Below are 24,389 nucleotides of genomic sequence, written 5' to 3'. Positions count from 1 at the left end.
GTCTTATTGTCCCGGCTTATAGATCTGATCGAAGACGCCCCCGTCAGCGAAGAATTTCGGCTGAGCTTGAGACCATCCGCCGAAGTCGTCAATAGTTGCGAGCTTCAGGGACGGGAAACGAGCGACATCCTTCGGATCGGCTGCTTCCGGCTTGATCGGCCGGTAATAGTGCTTCGCAGCGATCTTCTGACCTTCATCCGAGTACAGGTAGTTCAGGTATGCTTCCGCGACTTTGCGCGTGCCCTTGGTGTCGACATTGCCGTCGACAACGGCAACCGGGGGATCGGCGCGGATCGAAACGGATGGTGTTACGATCTCGAATTTATCGGGGCCGAGCTCGTCGAGCGAGAGATAGGCTTCGTTTTCCCAGGCGAGCAGCACATCACCAAGACCACGCTGCACAAAGGTCGTCGTCGCCCCGCGCGCTCCGGTGTCGAGGACCGGGACATGCTTCAGGAGCTGCCCGACATAGTCCTGCGCCTTGGTATCGTCGCCGCCATTGGCCTGCTTGGCCCAGGCCCAGGCCGCCAGAATGTTCCAGCGGGCACCACCCGATGTCTTCGGGTTCGGCGTGATGACTTCGACGCCGTCCTTGACCAGATCCCCCCAGTCCTTGATGCCCTTGGGATTGCCTTTGCGCACCAGGAAAACAATGGTGGAGGTATAGGGAACGGAATTGTTCGGGAACTTGGTCTTCCAGTCCGTGGGGATCTTGTGCGTCGCCTTGGCGATCGCATCGATATCGCCTTCAAGGGCGAGCGTCACGACATCGGCATCGAGACCGTCGATAACCGAGCGGGCCTGCGCGCCGGAACCGCCATGCGAAGCCTTGATATTGATGGTTTCACCCGTGTCCTTCTTCCACTTGGCAGCAAAGGCCGTGTTGAAGTCCTTATAGAGTTCGCGGGTCGGATCGTAGGAAACATTAAGAAGCGTCTTGTCCGCCGCCCAGGTCGGCGCGACGGACGCGATCGAGAAACTGCCGATCAGAACTGCCGTGGCGAGAAGCCGTGAAAGCTTTATCGTCTGCATGAATACACCCCCTTCGTTTGTCCTTAAACCCTACCAACTTGGTCGTATAAAGTAACGAAGACAGTTCCCGTTTTCGGCAACCGTGGAGAACAGCATCCCATAGAATCCACAAAAGTGAAATCACATTCCCGAATGACATCAGACGCGCAACGAGTGCGTCGTCAGCAAATTGTGTCGGACATAAAGACGGAATAGAGTTCGTCAGCGCTCTTTGTCTGCCGCATCGCCGTCAGAACGCCTTCCGTGCGCAAACGCCTCGCTATCGCGGCAAGCACGTTCAGATAGTCGCTCCGACCGCCCTCTCCGAACAACAGCACGAAAGCCCATTCCGTCGGCACGTCGTCGATGGCTTCGAAATCGACGGGATGTGCAAAATGCACCATCAGTCCCCGAGGCCTCGTCATGGCAGCGATGGCGGCATGCGGAACCGCAACGCCATTGCCGATCCCCGTCGTGCCCAATTTTTCGCGCGTCTCCAGCGCCCGCAGGACCACTGCCTCGTCCAGGCCAAAGCAATGGGCTGCCTTCGACGACAGCATCTGCAATGCCCGCCATTTCGTCGGAGTGGAGACGCCGACAAAGACATGTTCGGGAAGAATGATCGTGGAAAGGTCCATGGTCGCACTCAAGGTCCGGCAATAAATTCTGAAATGGCATTCATCGCCACAAGTCCGAGGCCAAATCGCCTCGATAATGGGCTCGAGATCTCCGCCGCCTCAATCCGGCTCGCGCAGCCGGTAGCCGACGCCTGTTTCGGTGGTGATATACCGTGGCTGATCCGGGATTTCTTCGATCTTCTGCCGGAGCTGACGCACATAGACGCGCAGATACTGTACATCGGCCGCCGGCCCCCAGATCTGCTTCAGCAGAAACTGATGCGTCAGGACCTTGCCGGCATGCTGGGCGAGCACTCGCAGGATGTCGTATTCCTTCGGCGACAGCTTGATCTCCCTACCATCGACCTTGACGATGCGCTTGACGAGATCGATGGAAAGGCCGCCGGTCTGGAAAATCGCCTTTTCACCCTGCTGCTGCAGGCGATGGCGCAGCGCCACACGGATACGGGCAGCAAGCTCGTTGACGCCGAAAGGCTTGGTCACATAATCATCTGCGCCGCTCTCGAGCGCCTTGACGATACCAGCTTCATCGGTGCGGCTCGACAGAATGACCACCGGAATCTGCACCCCATCCTCACGCCATTCCGAAAGCAGGTCCTGGCCGGATTTGTCGGGCAAGCCGAGATCGAGCACGATCAGATCGGGTTGATCCTCGGCGACCGATACCCGAGCCGATGCGGCACTCTGTGCCTCGTTGACGACGTAGCCCTGGGCACCAAGACCGACGCGCAGCAACTTGCGGATCGGGGGCTCATCATCGACAACGAGAATCTTGACGGCGGTAGTGTTCATTTCAATTCATCCAGCTTCGGAACATCTGTTGGTTTCGGCAGGCGGATGGTGAAGACCGCTCCCTGCCGATCCGTTCTGTTACCGGCGGCAATCGTGCCGCCCATCGCCTCGATGAAACCGCGGCAGATGGACAGGCCAAGACCGGTTCCGGCGCGCACCTGATCGCCCTTGCGTACGCGGTAGAATGTATCGAAGACGCGCTCGAGGTCGGTGGGCGGAATACCCGGTCCTTCGTCCATTATCCGGAAGACGATGTTGTCGATATCGGACCAGGCCTCCAGCCGAATGGCCGATCCTTCCGGCGCATATTTGGCGGCATTGTCGAGCAGGTTGAACAGCACCTGCTCGAACAGCACCGGATCGACCTTCACCATCGGCAGATCGACGGGCATCTGCACGTCGACACGGTGATGCGTCAGGATTTTTTCCGCCCGCCGCAGCGCGCTGCCGACGATATCGCCGGCATAGTGCAAGGCATAGTTCGGCTCCATCGCACCGGACTCGATCTTGGTCATATCGAGGAGATTGGCGATGAAGCGGTTGAGTCGTTCGGATTCGTCGATGACGGTCGACAGGAGGTCGACCCGATCTTCATGCGGCAGGCTCTCCAGATAATCGCGCAAGGTGCCTGCTGCCCCAAGGATGGCGGCGAGCGGCGTCTTGAGGTCATGGGAGATGGATGTCAGCAGCGCGGAGCGCAGCCGATCCGCCTCGACGGCGAGTTTAGCCCGGTCGACATCGGCCACCAGCTGGACGCGCTCGATGGCAAGTGCGGCCTGATCGGCGAGCGCATCAAGCAATCGCTGCTGTTCCGGCGTCAGAAGCGGGCCATCGCGGCGGTCGCTATCGAGGCCGATGACGCCGACAGCGGTTCGGCCCGTGCGGAGCGGAACGTAAAGACGTTTAGCCCCCGGCAAGGTATCGGCGCCACGGCCGGCGGCGTGATTGTGCTCCCAGGCCCAGCGCGCCGCTGCGATATCGGCATCGTCGAGCGTATCGTCGGGCGGATAGCCGGCCTTGACGGCGATGGTGCCATGTTCTGGAAGAAGCAGCACGACACGCAGCTTCAACATCGAAGCCAGCTGAAAGGCGGTCGCCCAGAGAACATCGTCGAGCGTGCCGGTGCCGGCAAGCTTCTTGGAGAAGAGATAGAGGTCTTCCGTCGTTCGCGCCCGTTGGCGCGCCGCCGCCGCCTGGCGCTGCACCGTCGCCGTCAAATTGCTCGCAATGACCGCGACACCAAGGAAGAAGAAGAAGGCAAGCACGCTTTCCGGATCGCTGATCGTCAGCGTGTAGCGCGGCGGCAGGAAGAAGAAGTTGAAGGCAAGCGCACCGAGAATACAGGAATAAAGCGCCGGGCGCAGGCCTTGCGTGACTGCGCTGGCCAGCACCGCCATCAAGAAGACGAGCGCGAGATTTCGCACATCCAGCACCTGATCAAGGATGACGCAGAAACCGAGCGCGATAGCGACATAGAGCGTTGCCAGGACATAACCACGAAGCTGGAAGGGCGGCGGCGAAGGCGCCACTTTGACGCCACGCCTTGCAGCCTCGCCATCCGCTTCGCTACCGGAAATGACATGAACGCTAATGTCCCCGGCTCTGCGGATGAGATCATAGGAAACTGAGCGGCGAGACCAATCACGCCAGGAGCCGATTTTCGGCGAACCGATGACGATATGGGTCACATTGTTACTCGCAGAATGACGAAGCAGCTCCTCCGCCACCTCTCGACCCGGCAGCGTGATTGCTTCACCGCCGAGCTGTTCGGCGAGCCTGAGCGTCGCGGCAATCGTGTCGCGCTGCGCCTCGCTCAAACTGATCGAGCGGTTGGTCTCGACATAGACGGCGGCCCAGGGAGCCCGCAGGCGCGCGGCCATGCGTGCGGCATAGCGGACCAGCGCCGCCGAGCGCGGGTGATGATCGATGGAAACAAGTACGCGCTCGCCGGCAGCCCAAGGCCCTTGGATCGCGTGCGCCTGCATATGGGTCAGGAGCTGGTCGTCGACGCGCTGGGCGGTGCGTCGCAGCGCCAGCTCACGCAATGCCGTCAGATTGCCCGGGGTGAAATAGTTGGTCAGCGCCCGCTCTGCCGTCTTCGAGACGTAGACCTTGCCGTCATGCAACCGCTTGATGAGATCATCCGGCGTCAGATCGATGATCTCGACATCATCGGCCATGTCGATGATGGAATCCGGCACCGTCTCGCGCACACGAATGCGGGTGATCTGCGAGACGACGTCATTCAGGCTTTCGACATGCTGGATGTTCAACGTCGTGTAGACATCGATCCCACGGTCGAGAAGCTCCTTGACATCGAGATAGCGCTTCGGGTGGCGGCTGCCGTGCGCATTGGTATGAGCAAGTTCGTCGACCAGCACCAGGTCGGGGCGGCGCTTCAGGATGGCATCGAGATCCATCTCCTCGAGCGCCCTGCCCTTGTATTCCACATTGACGCGCGGAACGATCTCGAACCCTTCGAGCAGGGCCTGTGTCTCTCGGCGACCGTGTGTCTCGACGACGCCGATCACAACATCGACGCCGTCGGCGATCTTCGCCCTGCCCGACATCAGCATCTCATAGGTCTTGCCGACGCCCGGCGCCGCACCCAGGAAGACCTTCAATCGTCCGCGTGTCTCGGCCCGCGCCTTTTCGAGAAGCGCATCGGGAGAAGGCCTGCTCAGCATGTCGCGACTGTCGTCTGCCATTCGCTGGTTGTCTTTCCTGATAAGATTGAGACGGCGCGAACCGTCTCAACCTCTTCAACTTATTGAGTCATAGAAGCATCAAGCGCCTGGTTCAATGCCAGCACATTGACCACAGGCTCGCCGAGAACGCCGAGCTCTCGCGGCTCTATGGCAGCATCGACAAGCGACTTGACCTTGGCCTCATCCATGTTGCGGGCCTTGGCGACACGCGGCACTTGGAAATAGGCATCTTCGGGCGAGATGTCCGGGTCGAGACCGCTGCCCGATGTGGTCACCATGTCGATCGGAACCGGCACGTTCGGATTCTGGGCCTGCAGCGTTGCGGCATCGCCCTTGATGCGTGTCATCAGAGCCGAATTGGTCGGACCGAGATTGGAACCACCGGAATTGGCGGCATTATAGGGTGCGGAAACCGATTTGGTCGCGTCATTCGGATCGGCGCCGGTCGTGGCCGAGGGACGACCGTGGAAATATTTATCCGCCGTAAAATTCTGGCCGATAAGGCTGGAGCCGATCACCTTACCGTCCTTCTCCACCAGGCTGCCATTGGCCTGATGGGGAAAGAGCGCCTGGGCGACACCGGTCATGGCAAGCGGATAGGCAAGGCCGGTCAGGACGGTCGTGGCGACGATCATGACGATCGCAGGTCTGATTTGTTTCAACATGAGAGAAACTCCTTAGACAAGGCCGATGGCGGTGATCGCCATATCGATGGCCTTGATGCCGATGAAGGGAACGATGATGCCGCCGAGGCCGTAGATCAGCAGATTGCGGCTGAGCAGCGCGCCGGCGCCGATCGGCCGGTAGCGGACACCCTTCAGTGACAGCGGGATCAGTGCGACGATGATGAGCGCGTTGAAGATGATGGCCGAGAGGATGGCGCTTTGCGGCGTTGCAAGCCCCATGACATTGAGCATCTTCAGCTGCGGATAGAAGGCAATGAACATCGCCGGGATAATGGCGAAATACTTCGCAATATCGTTGGCGATGGAGAAGGTCGTCAGTGCGCCGCGCGTCATCAGCAGCTGCTTGCCGATCTCGACGATCTCGATGAGCTTCGTCGGATCGCTGTCGAGGTCGACCATGTTGCCGGCCTCGCGGGCAGCGACCGTACCGGTGTTCATGGCAACGCCGACATCGGCCTGGGCGAGTGCCGGCGCATCGTTCGTGCCGTCGCCGCACATGGCGACCAGCTTGCCTTGCGCCTGCTCCTGGCGCATCAGCGCCAGCTTCATCTCAGGCGTCGCCTGGGCGAGAAAGTCGTCGACACCGGCTTCTGCGGCAATGGCGGCGGCCGTCAGCGGGTTATCGCCGGTGATCATGACCGTGCGGATGCCCATGCGGCGCAGTTCCGCAAAACGCTCACGAATGCCGCCCTTGACGATATCCTTGAGATGGATAACCCCGAGAAGACGGCCGTCCCGGGCAACGGCGAGCGGCGTACCGCCGGCCTTGGCGATCTCGTCGGCGATCGTTTGCAGCTCACGCAGCATTTCGCTGGATGTGCGCGAGATGACGGCTGTACCTTCCGTCGCACCATTGGCTGCACCTTCGACATAAGCCACGACAGCATCGACGGCACCCTTGCGGATCGAGGAGCCGTCGAGATCGACACCGCTCATGCGGGTCTGTGCAGTGAAGGGCACGAAGGTCGCCTTCAGGCTCGTCATGTCGCGGCCGCGGATCGCATATTTCTCCTTGGCAAGCACGACGATCGAGCGCCCCTCGGGCGTTTCGTCGGCCAGCGAGGCAAGCTGCGCGGCATCGGCGAGATCCTGCTCGCTGACACCCCGGACCGGACGGAAGGCGGTTGCCTGACGGTTGCCAAGCGTGATCGTGCCGGTCTTGTCGAGGAGCAGCGTATCGACGTCGCCGGCGGCTTCGACGGCGCGGCCGGACATGGCAAGCACGTTGAAGCGCACCAGGCGGTCCATGCCGGCAATACCGATCGCCGACAGTAGCGCGCCGATGGTGGTCGGGATCAGGGTCACGAAGAGGGCGACGAGCACGACCGTCTGTATCGAACCGCCGGCATAGGCGGCAAAGCTCGGGATGGTGACGGTCGCGAGAACGAAGATCAGCGTCATGCCGGCCAGCAGGATGTTGAGCGCGATTTCGTTCGGCGTCTTCTGACGCTCGGCGCCTTCGACCAGCGCGATCATACGGTCGATGAAGGTCGAGCCTGCAGCGGCCGTGATGCGCACGCGGATCTCATCCGAGAGAACCTGCGTACCGCCCGTCACAGCCGAACGGTCGCCACCCGATTCGCGAATGACGGGGGCGGATTCACCGGTAATTGCGGCTTCGTTGACCGAGGCCACGCCTTCGATGACTTCGCCGTCCGACGGGATGATATCGCCGGCTTCCACCAGAACGACGTCACCGACCTTGAGGCTGGTGCCGGGCACCATCTTGTAGTCGGTGCGGCTGTTGCCGACGAGCAGCTTCGCCTGGGTCTCCGTGCGCGACTTGCGCAGCGAGTCCGCTTGCGCCTTGCCGCGGCCTTCGGCGACGGCTTCGGCGAAGTTCGCGAACAATACCGTGAACCAAAGCCAGATATTAATCTGCAGCGAGAAGGCGAGATTGCCGCCGCCGGTGATAAGGTCGCGCAGGAAGAGAACGGTCGTCAGCATCGACACGACGGCAACGACGAACATGACGGGGTTCTTGGCGAGGGTGCGTGGGTTCAACTTCGTGAACGAAGCGCCGATCGCCGGAACGAGGATGCGAGAATCCAGAATACTCGCTGATTTTAACTGGCTCATAAGAGGCTCCAGCGTGAAGAGGAAAACGTCAGATCGGAACGCTGCCGATCAGCCGATCAAAAATCCGAAGACGACAAGGCCGAGGAACAGTGCAGCCATCGCCAGCAAAATGGCATCGGAAGCACAGGTTGTTCCGGCCGGGCCGCGCCCCCTATCGAAGGGACGCGGATCGATGACTTTTCTAAGCTTGCCTAGAAGCGGTTGGCTCATGGCCGTCATTCCTTAGAGGGTCTCGCCTTAGAAGGTCTGGCCTGCGATCATCGCGAGATGTTCGACGATCGGTCCGAGTGCCAGCGCCGGGAAGAAGGTGAGGCCACCGACGATGAGGATCGTACCGACCAGCAGGCCGACGAAGAGCGGGCCATCCGTCGGGAAGGTCCCGGCCGAGGCAGGAACCGTCTTCTTTGCGATCAGCGACCCGGCGATTGCGAGGGCCGGAACGATGACCAGGAAGCGGCCGATCAGCATGACGATACCGAGCGTGGTGTTGTACCAGGGGGTATTGGCGGAAAGACCGGCAAAGGCCGAGCCGTTATTGGCTGCCGCGGAGCTGTAGGCATAGAGGATTTCCGAGAAGCCATGCGGGCCCGCATTGCCGATAGCGGCGACTGCTGACGGCAATACTGCGGAGATCGCGGTAAAGATCAGCATCCCGAAGGGAAGGCAAAGCACGGCAAGCATGGCCATCTTTACTTCCTTGGCCTCGATCTTCTTGCCGAGATATTCCGGCGTGCGCCCAACCATGAGGCCGGCAACGAAGATCGCAATGATGACGAACATCAGGATGCCGTAGAAGCCGGCGCCGACGCCGCCGACGATGACCTCGCCGAGCTGCAGGTTGATAAGCGGGATCATGCCGCCGATCGCCGTAAAGCTGCCCAACATGCCATTGACTGCGCCACAGGATGCCGCCGTGGTGATGACTGCGAAGAGCGAGGACGCGGCAAGCCCGAAGCGCACTTCCTTGCCTTCCATATTGCCGCCCTGGACACCGAGCGCATGAACAAGCGGATTGCCTGCTGCTTCGGCCCAGTAGGTGACGATGACGCCAGCGATGAAGAGCGTTCCCATTGCTGCCAGGATCGCCCAGCCCTGACGCTGGCTGCCGACCATACGGCCGAAGACGTTCGTCAGCGCAGCACCGATGGCGAAGATCGCCAGCATCTGGATGAAGTTGGAGATGGCATCGGGGTTTTCGAACGGATGTGCCGAGTTGGCATTGAAGAAGCCGCCGCCGTTCGTGCCAAGCATCTTGATGGCGAGCTGCGAGGCGACGGGACCGACGGCAATCGTCTGCTTGGCGCCTTCGAGCGTCGTCGCGTCAACATAGGGGCCAAGCGTCTGAGGCACGCCGAGGTAGACGAAGGCCAGCGTTAGAACGATGCAGATCGGCAAGAGGACGTAGAGCGTCGCGCGAACCATATCGACCCAGAAGTTGCCGATCGCCTTGCCCGAGGCACGTGCGAAAGCACGGATCAATGCAATGGCAATCGCAATGCCGGTTGCCGCGGAAACGAAGTTCTGCACCGTCAGGCCGGCCATCTGCACGAGATAGGACATCGTGCTTTCGCCGCCGTAGTTCTGCCAATTGGTGTTGGTGACGAAGCTGGCCGCCGTATTGAAGGATAGTTCAGGTCCGACAGCGGTCATGCCGGCCGGGTTATACGGCAAGCTGCCCTGCAGGCGCTGCAGCGCGTAGAGCGCGAGGAAGCTGGCAAGGCTAAACAGCAGCATGGAGACCGAATAGGTCGTCCAGTGCTGCTCTTCGCGCTCATCCGTGCCGGCCAAACGATAAAGCCCCCGTTCCACAGGACGGAGGACGAAAGAGAGGAAGGTGCGCTCGCCGGTAAAGACACGTGTCATGTAACCGCCGAGCGGTTTGACGAGCAGGAGAAGGATCCCGATGTAAATGAGGATCTGAAGCCATCCGTTGAAGGTCATGGAGGTAACTTTCCCTATCCAGCGCCGTTAGAAGCGCTCGGGGCGAATGAGAGCGTAGACCAGGTAGGCGGTGAGAAAGATCGTCACGCCGCCACCGAGAATGTAATCGAGAAGCATTGCCGTCTCTCCGACTAGAGGCTGTCGCAGGCCTTGGTGTAAGCGACGCAAAGGAGGAAGAATAAAACGCCGATCCCGACAAGAAGAATGTCCATCATCGATCGCGATTCCTTGATTGTTATTGTTGAATGCAGAAATGACTGAGAGCGCCCTTGCTCGGAGCGCCTCTTTTTCCTGCCGACCAAAAGAGCACTTGGGGTGCATCTTCCGAACACAATATGCGACCGAACCGCATTAAGGTTCGAGACGGCGGGAAAGCGGAAGATATAAAAATCTTATAAATGCCAGTGCGAATGATGATGGGCTGAAAGTCTGCTCATACGCGAGGCAGATGCCCTGCCTGTATTGCCGAACTCACTCGAAGAATCCGGCGCATTCCTCAAGATCGACCACCCTCCATGATTGCATGATAGCACATGAAAAACGTCTAATATAGCTGGATTTTGGCGCTGACGGCGATCGGAGTCCACTTCGGCATCCCTGCCCTGCAATCGAGCGGGATTTGTTCCAACGCGGCTAATAGACCTTGTCTGCAACCTCGCCGAAAACAGCGGCGTTCAGGGACGGACTATGACCTTGATTTCGCCGGCCAGCGGCGCGCTTCCAATCACGCCTGCCACGTCTTCAAGGTCGATCGTCTTCGTAACAAGCGAATCCAGTTCCAGAATCCCGCTTGCCACCATGGCGGCGGCGCGAGCGTGTGTGAAGGGATTGAGATAGGCCGGCCTGATCTCAACCTCATTGACGAGCAGATCAAACGGCAGAATGGGCACTTCGAGGCCTGCCGGCGTTACACCGAAGAGGACGAAAGCACCGCCGCGCCGCGCCATCCGAACGCCGCTTTGAAGCGTTTCGGGAACGCCGGCGCATTCTATGATGACGTCAACGCCGCCATGGGTAGCGTCCTTGACGGCAGCAACCGCATCGATCGCCGTCGGGTCGAGGGCCAGCGTCGCTCCCAGGCGCAACGCCGCCTCGCGCCGCGACAGCTGTCTCGTGACAAGGATAATCTGGTCTGCGCCGGCCAAACGGGCCAGTTGGACCATGAGCAGGCCGATGACGCCGCCGCCCAATATGGCAACGCTATCGCCCGGACGGATTTGTGCCTTGTCGATGGCATGGATGCAGCAGGCCAGCGGCTCGCAGAAAGCGCCATGGACGGGATCGAGATCCGGAGGCAGCGTGAACGCCTGGCCGCAGGGAACCGCAACATAGTCGGCAAAGCCGCCATCCCGCGTCACGCCGATAGCCGTGAGGTTGGCGCAGAGATTCGACCGCCCACGCCGGCAGGCAGGGCAGGTACCGCAGGTAATATTCGGATCGACCGTAACGAGTTCTCCGCCTACAAATGACGAAACACCCTCACCCACCTCTTCCACGAGGCCGCAGAACTCGTGACCCAGGGTCACCGGGATCGCTGTCGGATATTCGCCCTTGTACATGTGCCGGTCGGACCCACAGATGCCGGCGGCGAGAACCCGGACGATGATCTCTCCCGGTTCGGCGCTCGGCTTCTCGACCATGCGCATGGTCATATCGCCGATCGCTTCCAAACGGACTGCCCTCATTCGCGTCCTCCAAGCATAAGATTTGATTCTTGCGCTACTGTGCTGCTCCCATCCGCACTATAGCACTCAATGGTGCCCTTAGCCGCTCCATAGCCGGTGCGCTAGACGCTCCAGCAAGCACCAAAGCACTCTGCTGAAAGCCGTCTCACAATGGCGTTGGAGCGTTTCGAAAAAACGAATGGCCTTGAGACGGCGCCGCAACCGAAATAAGGCTTGATAAAAGCCAAGCCCTGCCTTGGAGGGGCTCATGCCGGTGCCGGATCAGCCGATTGCCCCGGGTTCCGCTCGGGGCAATCTCCAACTGGGGTCAGTTCAAGATTAATGCTGGCCTGTTCCCTGGATCGCCGAAAGCTTCCAGTCCGAACCCGGCTTGCGCACGAAGGTCCAGAGTTCCGTCGTCTCGGAAGGATTGCGGTCGTCGCCATCCACAAGCTTTCCGGTCGTGCGATCGACCATCGCGTCGATGCTCGAGTAGCGCATTGCAAGCGTTGCGTACTCGGCATCTTCCTCACGCCAGGCCTCGGCGATATCACCCTGCAGCAGGCGCACATCGGAAACGCTGTTACGCACGCCATTGGTAGCGTTCTCACCGAGCTCCTCGGCCAGATAAGACATCGCCTCCGGCGTGGTTAGCCGACGGATCGCCGCATAATCCTCGGCGCCATAGGCCGTTTGGATTTCGGTGAGAAGGTGCTCGAAACGATCGAGATCGGCCTGCTGCAGTCCAATCTCGTCATTGGCTTGGCGCACCTTCTGCGCGGCCGCTGCTCCGCCGCCGATGGACGGAATGGAGAAGGAAGGACGCGGCGATGCGCCGGCATTGTTCATCGGGTTCATATTGTAGGACGACCCAGATCCGGGTGCTGCATATTGCGTGCGCTGCCGGTTTGCGAAGAAGCGCATCGCAAAGCTGATGAGCAGCACGATCAGACCGATCTGCAGCAGCATTCCGAGAAAGCCGATGCCACCGCCGAAACCATGGCCGAGTAGCATGCCGAGAAGGCCACCGGCGATCAGGCCACCGATCATTGACCCGCCGAAGCCGCCGAAAAGGCCAGGACGCTGGGGCGCGCCAAGCGGCGGCTGGGTCGTCGTCTGCTGCGGCGGCCGCTGCGTCATCGTCCGGTCAATGGGTGCGGCCTGCGTGGGCGCTGTCCTCGTAATGGCCGGGGTATCGAAGGTGCGCGTTCCACGGCTTCCGAAGCCGCTGGATCCAGCCCGGCGCGCATCGGCGGCATCAAAGGTCGCCACGGACGACGCGGCGGCGAGGACGACGATAGCTGCGATTTTGGCAAAGCGCGACACTGCACTGAACATTGGCTCTCCTGTCATAGGGCAGAAAGACGAATTTGCCCTAATATGGGGATGCTTGTTCGTGATTGTAAGGCTGCGATTTTAAGTTGGCGAAACTTTTGGATTTCAACCAAACCAATCTATCCGTATACGGATGCTCGGCAGCAACGATCTAAGACGATCCTAACCTTCATCAGCTCTATCGATCAGGCCATCATAGATTTCCATCATTGCGTTGGTGATCGCCTGACCAAGTGCGTTGCCGGCCGCGCGGACATCGTCGTCCGTGCCGTCCCGTGCTGCTCTTGCCAGTTCAAAGCCCTCACTGCTGATGATCTGCTTTGCGACCTCGATTGCCCACAGCCCGAAATCGCCGCGGTTGTCTATCTTGATCTCGTGTTCCATTGCTTGTTCCATTCATCCATCGTGAGCAAGCCTCTATAGAGCCAACCAGCGAAAGGCCACCCCGATCGCGCCGCCGTAGCGGGTGTCCATATGGTGAAAAGATGCGCCGTTGCTCCACGGCTCGTCCATTTTCGGAGATTCGCAGGCTTCTGCGGATACCCGTTTGTCGCTGTCTATCGGCTGCATGATCAGGTCTTCGCCTGGAAAATCACCCGCGGAAAACCTCCAAAATGGCGTCAATGCGTCGGAACCTGTGGAAATGCAGGCTTTCTCGCCCTTTCATGTCAGAAGTCCTCGTGACAACTGGCATCTCCAATGGAAATGATTCCGCCGTTATCAATGCGGGGGAAGCCTCATGACCACTACCAATGAAATTGCAGACAAGATTGCCGCAGATCACAAACTCACCAAGGCACAGGGTAAGGCAATCGTCGAAGCCGTCTTTGCCGCCATCACCGGAGCCGCGACCTCCGGCGCCGAAACCTCCATTCCGGGTTTTGGTAAGTTCAAGGTCAAGGATACGCCGGAGCGCGAAGCGCGCAACCCGGGAACGGGCGCAACCATCAAGGTTGCAGCATCGAAGAAGCTGACCTTCACGCCTGCAAAGGCGCTGAAGGATGCGCTCAACAAATAATCCCTGCTCTGGCCGAAGGCCCGTAGGCTCATGACCGACCCTATCCGCTAGGGCCGGTCATTTGCCGTTTCATACGAACGCAAGCGCCGCTTCGTCGTGAGGCGGTTCGAAAGTACTGGCTCGAACTGCCTAAGCTGCGCCAAGCTCCATCCTCAGAAATTCCAATCCTCATCCTCTGTGGCGACCGCCTTGCCGATCACATAGGACGAGCCCGATCCCGAGAAGAAGTCATGGTTCTCGTCCGCATTCGGGGAAAGCGCCGAGAGGATCGCCGGGTTGACCTTGCAGGCCTCGGCCGGGAAGAGCGCCTCATAGCCGAGATTCATCAGTGCCTTGTTGGCGTTGTAATGCAGGAACTTCTTGACATCTTCTGTTAGCCCGACGCCGTCATAGAGCGCTTCGGTATATTTGGCCTCGTTGTCATAAAGCTCCAGCAGAAGATCGAAGGCAAAGTCCTTGGTCTCCTGGCGTTGCCCGTCCGAAAGCCGCTCAATCCCACGTTGGAATTTGTAGCCGATGTAATAGCCATGCACGGCTTCGTCGCGGATGATGAGGCGGATCATATCGGCGGTGTTGGTGAGCTTGGCGCGGCTCGACCAGAACATCGGCAGATAGAAGCCGGAATAAAACAGGAAGCTCTCAAGGAAGACGCTCGCGACTTTCTTCTTCAAGGGATCGCCGGAGGCATATTGCTCGATGATCAGCGTAGCCTTCTTCTGTAGGAATTCGTTCTCCTCCGACCAGCGATAGGCATCATCGACATCGGGCGTCAGGCAGAGCGTCGAAAAGATCGACGAATAGGAGCGTGCATGCACGGCTTCCATGAAGGAGATATTCGACAGCACCGCTTCTTCATGCGGGGTTACGGCATCAGCCATCAGCTTTACGGCGCCGACGCCGTTCTGGATCGTGTCGAGCAGCGTGAGGCCGGTGAAGACGCGGATGGTGAGCTGCTGCTCCTCCGGCTTCAGCGTGGCCCAGGACTGGATATCATTCGACAGCGGCACCTTTTCCGGCAGCCAGAAATTACCGGTCAGGCGGTTCCAGACTTCGAGATCCTTGTCGTCGTCAATGCGGTTCCAGTTAATGGCGCGAACGCGGCTTGCCGGCTTGAATTGCATGTTCATTGTCATCGTCCCTCAAAGGTTCAGAGCGTGCAGGAAACGCAGCCCTGAACCTGCGTGCCTTCGAGCGCCATCTGGCGAAGCCGGATGTAGTAGATGGTCTTGATGCCCTTCTTCCAGGCATAGATCTGCGCCTTGTTGATATCGCGCGTGGTCGCGGTGTCGCGGAAGAACAGCGTCAGCGACAGGCCCTGGTCCACATGCTGGGTCGCGGCCGCATAGGTGTCGATGATCTTTTCCGGACCGATTTCGTAGGCGTCCTGGTAGTAATCGAGATTGTCGTTCGTCATAAAGGCAGCCGGGTAGTAGACGCGGCCGATCTTGCCTTCCTTGCGGATCTCGATCTTGGAGACGATCGGGTGGATCGAAGAGGTCGAGTGGTTGATATAGGAGATCGAGCCCGTCGGCGGCACGGCCTGCAGGTTCTGGTTATAGAGCCCGCCTTCCATCACGGCTTTCTTGAGTTCCAGCCAATCTTCCTGGGTCGGAACGGCAATGCCGGCCTTTTCGAAGATCTCCGCGACACGTTCGGTCGCAGGCTTCCATTCCTGGTTCGTATATTTGTCGAAATATTCGCCGGAGGCGTATTTCGAATTCTCGAAGCCCTTGAAGCTCTGGCCTCGCTCGACCGCAAGCAGGTTCGAGCCGCGAATGGCGTGGTAGGTCACCGTATAGAAATAGATATTGGTGAAATCGACGCCTTCTTCCGAACCGTAGAAAATGCGCTCGCGGGCGAGATAGCCGTGCAGGTTCATCTGGCCGAGGCCGATCGCATGGCTTTCGTCATTGCCCTTCTCGATCGACGGTACGGAGGAGATATGGCTCATGTCGGAGACAGCCGTCAGCGCGCGGATCGACATTTCGATCGTCTTGCCGAAATCGGGGCTGTCCATCGCGGCAGCAATGTTGAGCGAGCCGAGATTGCAGGAGATGTCCTTGCCCATATGCTTGTAGGCGAGGTCGTCGTTGTATTCGCTGGCTTCGCTGACCTGCAGGATTTCAGAGCAGAGATTGCTCATGGTGATGCGGCCGGCAACCGGATTGGCGCGGTTCACCGTGTCCTCGAACATGATGTAGGGGTAGCCGCTCTCGAACTGGATTTCGGCGATCACCTGGAAGAATTCGCGCGCCTTGATCTTCTTCTTGCGGATGCGGCTGTCGCCCACCATCTCGCGATACTTCTCCGTCACCGAGATTTCGGTAAACGGCACGCCGTAGACGCGCTCCACGTCGTAGGGCGAGAAGAGATACATATCCTCGTTGTTCTTCGCGAGCTCGAAGGTGATGTCCGGAATGACCACGCCGAGCGACAGTGTCTTGATGCGGATCTTCTCGTCGGCATTTTCTCGCTTGGTATCGAGGAAGCGCATGATGTCCGGGTGGTGGGCGTTCAGATAGACGGCGCCCGCCCCCTGCCGCGCGCCAAGCTGGTTGGCATAGGAGAAGGAATCTTCCAGCAGCTTCATGACGGGAATGATGCCGGACGACTGGTTCTCGATGTGCTTGATCGGCGCACCGGCCTCACGGATGTTGGTGAGCGATAGCGCCACGCCTCCGCCGCGTTTCGAAAGCTGCAGAGCCGAGTTAATGGCGCGGCCAATCGATTCCATATTGTCTTCGACACGCAGCAGGAAGCAGGAGACCAGCTCTCCGCGCTGCTTCTTGCCGGCATTGAGGAAGGTCGGCGTTGCCGGCTGGAACCGGCCGGAGATGATCTCGTCGACCAGATCGCGGGCAAGTTGCTCGCTGCCCTGCGCCAGCGTCAGCGCGACCATGCAGATGCGGTCTTCATAACGCTCGAGATAACGTTTTCCGTCGAAGGTCTTCAGCGTGTAGCTGGTGTAGTATTTGAAGGCGCCGAGGAAAGTCGGGAAACGGAACTTCTTCGCATAGGCGTGATCGAAGAGATCGCGCACGAAATTGAAGGAATATTGGTCGAGCACCTCCTGCTCATAATAACCTTCCGTCACCAGATAATCGAGCTTTTCCCTAAGGTTATGGAAAAAGACCGTGTTCTGGTTAACGTGCTGCAGGAAGTATTGCTTCGCCGCCATGCGATCCTTGTCGAGCTGGATTTTTCCGTGCTCGTCATAGAGGTTCAGCATGGCGTTCAGGGCGTGATAATCCAAGGCCGTCTCCGGGGCCTTTGCCGGGCGGTCATTCGCGGGAGCAGGAAAAGTGCTCTGCGTTTTTTCGCCTGCATCCCGCGACAAAGAAGAGCTTAGCGTGTCCAAAATCGTTCCAATCCGTGTCTGACATTGGCGACATCCTCATCCGTGCCCAGAAGTTCGAACCGATAGAGATACGGTACCTGGCATCTGGCAGAGATGATGTCGCCGGCGATCCCATAGGTCGCGCCGAAGTTGCTGTTGCCCGCGGCGATGACCCCGCGGATGTTCGAACGGTTGCCCGCATCGTTGAGGAAGCGGATCACCTGCTTGGGCACGGCCCCCTTGCCGCCTTCGCCGCAATAGGTCGGGACGATCAGGACGTAGGGCGAGGTCGCACGAAACTCGTCGCCCGCGGCAAGCGGGATACGAGCAGCCGGCAATGCGAGCTTGACAACGAAGCGATGGGTATTTTCCGACCGGCTGGAGAAATAGACGATCTCGCCCACGGCCCGGATCCTTAAGCGAGGGTGCTGATCATGTCGGGACGGAAGCCGGCCCAATGCAGTTTACCGGCGACAACAACCGGAACCTGACGATAGCCGAGACCTTGCACCAGCTCATAGGCGGCGGCATCGGTCGATACGTCGACGATGGTGTAGTCGATGCCTTGGCGATCAAGCGCGCGGGTGGTTGCCGTGCACTGGACACAGGCGGGTTTGCTGTAGACGGTAATGCTCATGAGGTATCCTCGTATGGATGGGCACAGAAAATCGCTCGGGCATCGGATGATGCCCGCTCGGCGGGTGAAAAGTGGAGGTAAGCCTAGCCGGCGGCCGGACGCATTTCAGCGGCCGTCATTCGCGCGGGCGACTATGAATACTCAATAACATGGACTTCACCCCGAAGTTATTCATGCGGGGTCTTCAAGGAAGCGATGACGGCGATCCTGCCGCATGAACCATCGCTCGCCAGTCGGACACCCCGCCCGTGGACGTTGTTGCTCAAGGCAGGTCTCCTGGCTCGCGGGTCATAACATTCGTCCTGCCTTCCCAAGACACAAGGCCCCAGTGACGTCATCAAACGAATGCTCGCCGCTCACAGTTGCGGGGGCAGCTCCGGCTTGGCAATCATCATGCTCGCCGACCGGATTCCCATCTTAGCCTCCAATCCTTGCGAATCAGAAGAACCTCGAACACTATATATAGTATCCTCGGTTAAAATTGCGTCAACTGCTTCGACAGCCTCAATCGGATTTCCATGTTGATGGATGTCGACCATCGCACCCAACGCAGAGACTTGGGACTGGCCAAAAACAGGCTGGAGCCTTTCAATTGACGTTGCTTTCGCGGATGCGGTCGGCGAGATCGAGAAAATTCTGGCGCATGCGTCGCAATGTGAAATCGAGACCGAACAACCGGCCCGTTTCGCTAAATCCCATCGACTGGGCAGCCTCGGAAGTCTGAAGAGTGCTGAACGCGGCGTCGAAAGCCGCGTCGCCTGCCGAAAGCACATCCGGATCGATTTCACCACCGGCACGCAACGCCCGGCCGCATGCCTCCGCAAAGCGGGCCTGTGCCTCCAGCATTCCGCCTGCCTGCGGCCCGATCGCTTCGACAATCGCCGGCGGGAAAGGTGTTTCCACGATGTGGCTGAGATAGGTCATGTCGTTGCGGATGCGCCAGAGCGAACGGGGAATGGCCTCCGAAATTCCCTGTCGTGTCAGCCAGAAGGCGCGCTCGCGCTGCGCGTCGCTCAAAAGCGCTTCTGTCGCCATCAAGGACTGACGCAGGGCGATATTTGCCTCGGTGGCCGATACCGGCTCCCCCTTTTCGACGCCGGCTGCGAGCCTTCGCAAGATCTGCGCCATGACATCGAGTGCCGACCCGAAGCGATCCAAAACCATGGTCCGCGAGCGCGTCGGCAGGATGAACAGGCTGGCGAGCACGCCGACGACACCGCCCAGGGTAATTTCGGCGATGCGATCGATCACGAAAATCTCGACGGGAACGGCGGCGGAATGTGTCAGCATGACGATCGCGGCCGTCAGTCCGGCATTGCGCAGACGAGGCACGCGCACCGCCACGAAACTTGAAACGCCGACGACGCAGATCAGTGCAATGCCAATCGCAAACGGCTCCTGCGGCGTGACGAATACCGCAATACCTCCGAGCACGGCGCCTGCAACTGTCGCAACCAGCCGGTCGAAAGCCGCTCCGGCGGTCGCGCCCACCGACGCCTGCATGACGATCAGTACCGTGAAGACGGCCCAATAGCCCTGCTGGAGATGGAGATGCTGTGAAATGGCATAGGTGATCGTGCACGCGATCATGACCCTTAGCGCCTGCAGCGCCGCGCGTTTGGTCTGAATCAGCGATGTTTTGGGTTTCGACGGCGGCTGGCTTTGACGAATTACAGGATCGGTCATCGCGCAAGTTTTCGCCTGGAAACGTGTGCTGACAATGGCCGTCCGGGGCTTGCCCTCTCCCTGCTGCCGCTAGTGAATGACCGCATGACCTACAATGGCAGTATTTGCGCGATTAGGGAAGGCGCGCAGGTAATGGCGAGCGCGCCGTTCAATCCTTGAGCCACTGTGCTTCCTGGACGAAAGCACAGCTCCGCCGACGACAGGAGTAGAGATCGGATTTACGTTCAGACGGTGGCGGAAGCTTCAGGCGCCGGCGAGGTCTCGTCGACAAGCACCTGGCGCAGCCGCGCCTCCTGCTCGGGCGACAGCGAGGTGCGCAGCAGCCGCGCATGCTCGCCCTTGAATTCGGCAAGCACCTTTTCCGGTTGAACCTTGCGGATCAGGAGGAAAAGCGCGGAACTCCTCGCCGGAATGGTTTCGGCCAGACGCTTCATAAGATCGTCGTCGATACCGTAATCGGCCATCGATCCGGCAAGAGCGCCGGAGCCGGCACCGATTGCACCGCCGACGACGAGCCCAGCAAGAGGATTGAGGAAAAGCAGACCAACGAGCGAACCCCAGAGAGCGCCCGAAAGACCGCCGCTTGCGGCGCCTGCCGCCGTGAGATTGACACTCTGCTTCAGACGAACCTTTCCGGATTCATCACGAACGGCGATGACGGCATCCTCCAGATCGATCAGATATTCTTTTTCGAGCTGAACGAGCCGGTTCAGGACAGCGTCCGCTTTGTCTGCATCATCGAAACCAAGCACAATAAGTTCTGACATCGAAATCCTCCGGGTCGTGTTGTCGAAACGTGAAATGAGGCGTGAGGCCCCTTAGTGAACAGCCGTACTGACCAATCGGTAAGGATGAGTAGCATTGAACTGCGAGATCATTGCGACAGCCTGTTGCAAAAGCCGTTCGGCATTTTCCGGATCGTCGCGGGCAAGCTCATCTGCATTGACGCGGATCGCTTCGGCCATATTGGTGGAAAGAATGGCGAATTGCTTGTTGCCTTCGACGAGGGCCTCGCGTGCATTGCCTTCCAACGTCTTCGCAACATCGATGAGAATTTCCTCGCGCTCTTCGACGCTGAGTTCTTCGATGGTTTTTGTTCTTTCTTCCATTTTGGTCACTCCTGACAGACGTGATTGTGACCGAGCTCATAAAGCCTCGGCTGCCACTCACTTAGGAAGACGCAAATTCGGGTTCAAGGTTCCATTCCGCCCAACCTTCCGGCTTCCATCGACAAAGGAAATCGGCGTTTTTCTCGCGAGTACGGAACAATGAGCGCGCCGCGCGGTTTGACCAACGTGGCCGGTCGCCCCCACACCACGGAAGGCTCTCGGCCGCACCATCTTCAAAATGACGCAAGACTTCGCGGATCAGACGAACAGGATGAGCGAAATGACAGACACACGCCGCGACAATGGCCACTCGAAGACCGAGCATGACGCCACCCGCAATCGCGCTGGATCGGTTCCCGCCGACCAGACCAAGGGTGAGATCGACGCGGCGTCGGAACACGTCAAAGAGCGCGCTCCTGACAACGTGCCCAATATCGAAGCGGAAAGAGAAGCCGTCCGCCAGCATGGCGACGCCTTCGTCGTGAAGAGCGACCTCGACGATGCGGACCAGCGTGAAGCCGCACCGGGCACTCGCGAACAGCCGTAGGCCCTTCATCGGATGATCTCAGCTCAACCCCCTCTCTTTGCAATCGAAACCAGGAGACAGCCATGACGGACACCGACGACAACGCCCGCGTTTGGGAACTGGTCGACAAGATCGGCTTTTGCATGCTGACCACGCAAATATCCGGAAGCCTGCGCGCACGGCCGATGGCCGCTAATCCCGAACCGATCGAAAACGCGATCTATTTCCTGACGGATGTCGCGGGCCACAAGGATGAGGAGATCGCGCGCTGGCCGAATGTCTGCCTCGCCTTCGCCGACACCCGGGGTCAAAAATATGTTTCGATATCCGGGATGGCTGAAGTCGGCAACGACCGCGAACGCGTCAGGGATCTCTGGTCCACAGGCGCCAGGGCGTGGTGGGACAGTGCCGACGATCCCTCGATCCGCGTTTTGAAGGTAACGCCTGTTTTCGCCGAATACTGGGATAGCCCCGGCAGCATCATCAGCTACATTAAGATGGCGGCGGCTGCAGTCTCGAATTCGAGACCCGACATGGGTGACAACGCGAAGGTCGAGCTTTAGGAATATTAGAGCTGCAGCCATGCCGCATATAGGTGGCGGCATGGCTAGCATCGGGCCTTAAAAACGCCAATTGCTACTCTTCTCATTCCTCGTCGTCGGCGGAAAGCAGATCCACCAGCGCAGCCACCTTACCGGCCGGCAGATGGCGGCCCTCGCCGATCAAAGCCTCATCGCTGTTGACCCAAGCCCATGCCTCAGACAGGTCCGTCGGCGTTGCGCCTGTCGCAACGATATCGGCGATAAGGGTCTCGTCGACAGGGCCGAGTACGGTGGTGACGTCTTGCGAGGTCAATGTCATGTCCTGCTCCTCTTCCTGTTTGTCAGACCATGAACATCCTTGAAATATAGAAACGCGAGGATGAACTTCCACCCGCAACCAAGCTGCGAGGACACAAAGTATTTCCGTTAAATAATTGAAGTATCTAGATAAACACCTTCATTTCCAGCAAAAGAAAATCTTGCCGAGATGAACTGTGTCCAGGCTCAACGGCTTTCTACGAAAAGAAGGGGAGCGGTCTTGAACTGCTCAGAATGTTGGGCCGGCTGCGCCGCTCTTCAGCGTGAAATAAGCAAAGGCTGCTACGAAAAACGCAATGATGGCCAGTATCGCCAACAAACGCTTGAGCCAGGGAGGCGCTTGTTTCGGCGGTTTCGGCTTCGGACGACGTTCAAACTTGATGACATTATCGGACATGACAATCGATTAGCGAAGATCAAACGGTTTGCCAATCCGGTACGAACGCCAGCGATGTGACGTTTCCGCCATCGGCCAGCCAAAATGCCCATTCATCCAAACTCTCAATCTCGTCCGCAACGCTTTCAAGGTGGCGGATATCGATTGAAGCTTACAAACCCGAAGGTGCCTTCTTGAATATCCTCAATAAAATTCGCCCCTGGAGTCCGCAGCAGCGCGCATTGATTGTCCCCTTCCCAGCCAAACGGGATCTGGCCGAACGCACATCCAAGGCAACCAACGCCGACGGCCCGATTGTGGCATTTTTTACCGAGGGCAGTTTTTACGAACAGGAAAAAGAGCGTATGGCCCATTCGGCCGAGCGGATCGGGCTGAAGGTCTCTGCAACGGCAGTGCCCAGCGCCGGCAGCTGGGTATTGAATGCCGGGCTGAAACCAGGTTTCCTGCTTCAGGAAAGAGCAAGGCTGCGCGGGCCTTTGCTCTATGTCGACGTCGACGCCGTCTTCCACCGCAATCCCTGGCCGGAGCTTCGTAAACTCGAATGCGACATTGCCGTCTATTATGAAGGCGATGAACGCCTTATCAGCGCGACCATTCTCATCAACGATACGCCTGGCGCGGCGCAGCTCATCGAGCGCTGGCGGGAAGGATGCCTTGCCAAGCCCGACGTGTGGGATCAGGTCGTTCTGGAGGAAATCATCACCGAGGATGCGGCAAGCGCGAAGCCGCAATTCAAGGTGGCGAAATTGCCTGCCTCCTTCTGCTGGATATTCGACCGGGTCGAAAATGGGTCTGTCGGCGAAGTCTTCATCGAGCAGCTACAGGCAAGCCGCGAGGCGACCAAGCGCAAACGCTGGTTTGGCCGCATCGGCAAACGGCTCAAGCGCCGTCGTGATCGTGTCGAGGAAATCGAACGCGTGCTAAAGGATGACAATTGGAGCACGCTTCGAACGAGCCTACAACAGGATCAAACCTGAATCACAGCATGTCGCCGAGCGTCCAGTGATTGTTCCATCGCGCATCGATCTCGTCCTCTACATTCTGATAGCGAATATCTGTGGAAAGGCGCAGTCTGCGCTGCCCGTCCTGGTTGGTGGTCGAGGCGTGGATCATGAATGGTGAATGGAGCATGACGTCGCCTGCCTCATAGTCGGCGACCAGCCAGCGCGTATCGAAGCGTTCCGCCATGTCGGGCAGATCCTTCGAGACCCAGCCACCCTCCGTCATGTTTCGATTATAGGCGCTAACGCGTTCCTCAGGACTGAGATCCTTGTTCTTTTCGCTGAACTCGCGCTCCATCCGGGCACCGATGACATGCGATCCTTCCAAATAGGTCAGCCCGCCCATTTCGACGGGGATATCGCCGATCGGTATCCAGGCCGTGACGATCCGGCTGGTGCCGCCGCGAAGATAGACCAGATCGTAGTGGGCTGGTGTCGCCGTCGTCGTTCCCGGCCGGACGTGGCGCATGATCTTGCGCTTATGCAGATAAGAGATGCCCGAGAGGAATTCGTCCATGAAGCGCGAAAGGCGCGGCTGGGCGCAAAAGCCCTCATAGGCGACCGAGCGCACGAGCGACATCAGGCAACGATCGACATCCCGGCATTCCGGCGCTAAAGCAGACGATATTCCATGCCTCGGGTCCGTTCCCGCCTCGATCAGCCCAGTCTTCGCCATGTGACCGAAGACCCAGCCGCGAAAATCGATCACGTCCTTGCGCGGCAGAAACCCCTTGAGCCATACATAGCCGTTCTCCTCATAAAGCCGGCGGATTGCCTCGACACCGATGCCCGGATCGGTCGGGCTGAGATAACCGAGCCGATGCGGCGCAGCAGAGAGAATCTTTCCATTGGCAACAAGGTTGAGTGCACTCTCGCCGGAGGGCAGGACCTGCATAGGAATCGACATTTCACTCGCCTATGGTTTGAATTGATTGCCCATTGAATCTAGCTGTTAGTGATGGTT

General features: G+C 59.1%; 26 protein-coding genes and 1 riboswitch. Of the genes, 4 read left to right on the top strand and 22 right to left on the bottom strand.

Going from position 1 to position 24,389, the window contains the following annotated elements; translation table 11 throughout:
* Positions 1–3: 3 nt before the first annotated feature.
* The 12 genes from FHX05_RS17545 to FHX05_RS17490 form a co-directional block, all read right to left on the bottom strand.
* A complete protein-coding gene (locus FHX05_RS17545; protein ID WP_183714050.1) occupies positions 4–1,032 on the bottom strand; it encodes a sulfate ABC transporter substrate-binding protein in 1,029 nt (342 codons plus the stop codon).
* A gap of 161 nt (positions 1,033–1,193) precedes the next feature.
* Positions 1,194–1,649, bottom strand: coding sequence for a PTS sugar transporter subunit IIA (locus FHX05_RS17540; protein WP_112337311.1), 456 nt, complete (start codon positions 1,647–1,649; stop codon positions 1,194–1,196).
* Between the two features lie 99 nt (positions 1,650–1,748).
* A complete protein-coding gene (locus FHX05_RS17535; protein ID WP_183873311.1) occupies positions 1,749–2,441 on the bottom strand; it encodes a response regulator transcription factor in 693 nt (230 codons plus the stop codon).
* Positions 2,438–5,149, bottom strand: coding sequence for a sensor histidine kinase KdpD (locus tag FHX05_RS17530; protein WP_183873309.1), 2,712 nt, complete (start codon positions 5,147–5,149; stop codon positions 2,438–2,440). The genes FHX05_RS17535 and FHX05_RS17530 overlap by 4 nt, the downstream gene beginning before the upstream one ends.
* Before the next feature lie 59 nt (positions 5,150–5,208).
* Entirely contained in the window at positions 5,209–5,814 is a 606-nt protein-coding gene (locus FHX05_RS17525) for a K(+)-transporting ATPase subunit C (RefSeq protein WP_183873307.1), read from the bottom strand.
* Between the two features lie 12 nt (positions 5,815–5,826).
* The gene (gene kdpB / locus FHX05_RS17520; protein ID WP_183873305.1) at positions 5,827–7,914 is read right to left on the bottom strand and encodes a potassium-transporting ATPase subunit KdpB; all 2,088 of its coding nucleotides are present in this window, start codon (positions 7,912–7,914) and stop codon (positions 5,827–5,829) included.
* 48 nt (positions 7,915–7,962) lie between these two features.
* Complete coding sequence (locus FHX05_RS17515) at positions 7,963–8,124, bottom strand: hypothetical protein (RefSeq protein WP_174181040.1); 162 nt, start codon at positions 8,122–8,124, stop codon at positions 7,963–7,965.
* 27 nt (positions 8,125–8,151) lie between these two features.
* Complete coding sequence (gene kdpA, locus FHX05_RS17510; RefSeq protein WP_183873303.1) at positions 8,152–9,855, bottom strand: potassium-transporting ATPase subunit KdpA; 1,704 nt, start codon at positions 9,853–9,855, stop codon at positions 8,152–8,154.
* Positions 9,856–9,882: 27 nt separating this feature from the next.
* Positions 9,883–9,972 (bottom strand): K(+)-transporting ATPase subunit F, encoded by a 90-nt coding sequence (gene kdpF, locus FHX05_RS17505; RefSeq protein WP_047629929.1) that lies wholly within the window; start codon positions 9,970–9,972, stop codon positions 9,883–9,885.
* Positions 9,973–10,529: 557 nt separating this feature from the next.
* A complete protein-coding gene (locus FHX05_RS17500) occupies positions 10,530–11,540 on the bottom strand; it encodes a zinc-dependent alcohol dehydrogenase family protein (protein WP_183873301.1) in 1,011 nt (336 codons plus the stop codon).
* Between the two features lie 318 nt (positions 11,541–11,858).
* The gene (locus FHX05_RS17495) at positions 11,859–12,857 is read right to left on the bottom strand and encodes a Tim44 domain-containing protein (RefSeq protein ID WP_112603906.1); all 999 of its coding nucleotides are present in this window, start codon (positions 12,855–12,857) and stop codon (positions 11,859–11,861) included.
* Between the two features lie 159 nt (positions 12,858–13,016).
* The gene (locus tag FHX05_RS17490; protein WP_112398519.1) at positions 13,017–13,238 is read right to left on the bottom strand and encodes a hypothetical protein; all 222 of its coding nucleotides are present in this window, start codon (positions 13,236–13,238) and stop codon (positions 13,017–13,019) included.
* Between the two features lie 355 nt (positions 13,239–13,593).
* Here FHX05_RS17490 and FHX05_RS17485 point away from each other — a divergent pair, with 355 nt between their 5' ends.
* A complete protein-coding gene (locus FHX05_RS17485; RefSeq protein WP_015342821.1) occupies positions 13,594–13,872 on the top strand; it encodes an HU family DNA-binding protein in 279 nt (92 codons plus the stop codon).
* Positions 13,873–14,024: 152 nt separating this feature from the next.
* On the opposite strand, the gene nrdF is transcribed toward FHX05_RS17485, so the two are convergent.
* The 7 genes from nrdF to FHX05_RS17450 form a co-directional block, all read right to left on the bottom strand.
* Positions 14,025–14,999, bottom strand: coding sequence for a class 1b ribonucleoside-diphosphate reductase subunit beta (gene nrdF / locus FHX05_RS17480; RefSeq protein ID WP_183873299.1), 975 nt, complete (start codon positions 14,997–14,999; stop codon positions 14,025–14,027).
* 20 nt (positions 15,000–15,019) lie between these two features.
* A complete protein-coding gene (gene nrdE / locus FHX05_RS17475; RefSeq protein WP_183873297.1) occupies positions 15,020–17,230 on the bottom strand; it encodes a class 1b ribonucleoside-diphosphate reductase subunit alpha in 2,211 nt (736 codons plus the stop codon).
* Positions 17,218–17,613, bottom strand: coding sequence for a class Ib ribonucleoside-diphosphate reductase assembly flavoprotein NrdI (nrdI, locus tag FHX05_RS17470; protein ID WP_183873295.1), 396 nt, complete (start codon positions 17,611–17,613; stop codon positions 17,218–17,220). Before nrdI ends, nrdE begins: the two co-directional genes overlap by 13 nt.
* Positions 17,614–17,624: 11 nt before the next feature.
* Positions 17,625–17,846: a glutaredoxin-like protein NrdH gene (gene nrdH, locus FHX05_RS17465; protein WP_112603918.1), complete on the bottom strand. Its 222-nt coding sequence runs from the start codon at positions 17,844–17,846 to the stop codon at positions 17,625–17,627.
* 248 nt (positions 17,847–18,094) lie between these two features.
* A riboswitch (cobalamin riboswitch) is annotated at positions 18,095–18,313 on the bottom strand.
* A 121-nt stretch (positions 18,314–18,434) separates the two neighbouring features.
* Positions 18,435–19,532, bottom strand: coding sequence for an FUSC family protein (locus FHX05_RS17460; protein WP_183873293.1), 1,098 nt, complete (start codon positions 19,530–19,532; stop codon positions 18,435–18,437).
* Between the two features lie 224 nt (positions 19,533–19,756).
* Positions 19,757–20,299: a DUF1269 domain-containing protein gene (locus FHX05_RS17455; protein WP_183873291.1), complete on the bottom strand. Its 543-nt coding sequence runs from the start codon at positions 20,297–20,299 to the stop codon at positions 19,757–19,759.
* A gap of 51 nt (positions 20,300–20,350) precedes the next feature.
* On the bottom strand, positions 20,351–20,641 hold the full coding sequence (locus FHX05_RS17450) for a hypothetical protein (protein ID WP_112603924.1): 291 nt from the start codon (positions 20,639–20,641) through the stop codon (positions 20,351–20,353).
* 280 nt (positions 20,642–20,921) lie between these two features.
* Between FHX05_RS17450 and FHX05_RS17445 the strand changes: the two genes are divergently transcribed.
* Positions 20,922–21,188, top strand: a complete 267-nt coding sequence (locus FHX05_RS17445; RefSeq protein WP_246699000.1) for a hypothetical protein — start codon at positions 20,922–20,924, stop codon at positions 21,186–21,188.
* Positions 21,189–21,250: 62 nt separating this feature from the next.
* A complete protein-coding gene (locus FHX05_RS17440) occupies positions 21,251–21,730 on the top strand; it encodes a pyridoxamine 5'-phosphate oxidase family protein (protein ID WP_183873287.1) in 480 nt (159 codons plus the stop codon).
* Between the two features lie 82 nt (positions 21,731–21,812).
* Here FHX05_RS17440 and FHX05_RS17435 read toward each other — a convergent pair whose 3' ends face one another.
* Positions 21,813–22,028, bottom strand: a complete 216-nt coding sequence (locus FHX05_RS17435) for a hypothetical protein (RefSeq protein ID WP_183873285.1) — start codon at positions 22,026–22,028, stop codon at positions 21,813–21,815.
* Positions 22,029–22,256: 228 nt separating this feature from the next.
* A complete protein-coding gene (locus tag FHX05_RS17430) occupies positions 22,257–22,424 on the bottom strand; it encodes a hypothetical protein (RefSeq protein ID WP_183873283.1) in 168 nt (55 codons plus the stop codon).
* A gap of 173 nt (positions 22,425–22,597) precedes the next feature.
* On the opposite strand from FHX05_RS17430, the gene FHX05_RS17425 reads away from it, so the two are divergent.
* Complete coding sequence (locus FHX05_RS17425; protein ID WP_246698978.1) at positions 22,598–23,401, top strand: putative nucleotide-diphospho-sugar transferase; 804 nt, start codon at positions 22,598–22,600, stop codon at positions 23,399–23,401.
* Between the two features lies 1 nt (position 23,402).
* Here FHX05_RS17425 and FHX05_RS17420 read toward each other — a convergent pair whose 3' ends face one another.
* Positions 23,403–24,332: a phytanoyl-CoA dioxygenase family protein gene (locus tag FHX05_RS17420; protein ID WP_246698977.1), complete on the bottom strand. Its 930-nt coding sequence runs from the start codon at positions 24,330–24,332 to the stop codon at positions 23,403–23,405.
* Positions 24,333–24,389 lie beyond the last annotated feature (57 nt).

The organism is Rhizobium sp. BK491, assembly GCF_014194925.1.
Classification (GTDB): Bacteria; Pseudomonadota; Alphaproteobacteria; order Rhizobiales; family Rhizobiaceae; genus Rhizobium.
The sequence above is the reverse complement of the archived record's forward strand: the minus strand, read 5'-3'. Positions and strand labels throughout refer to the sequence as shown.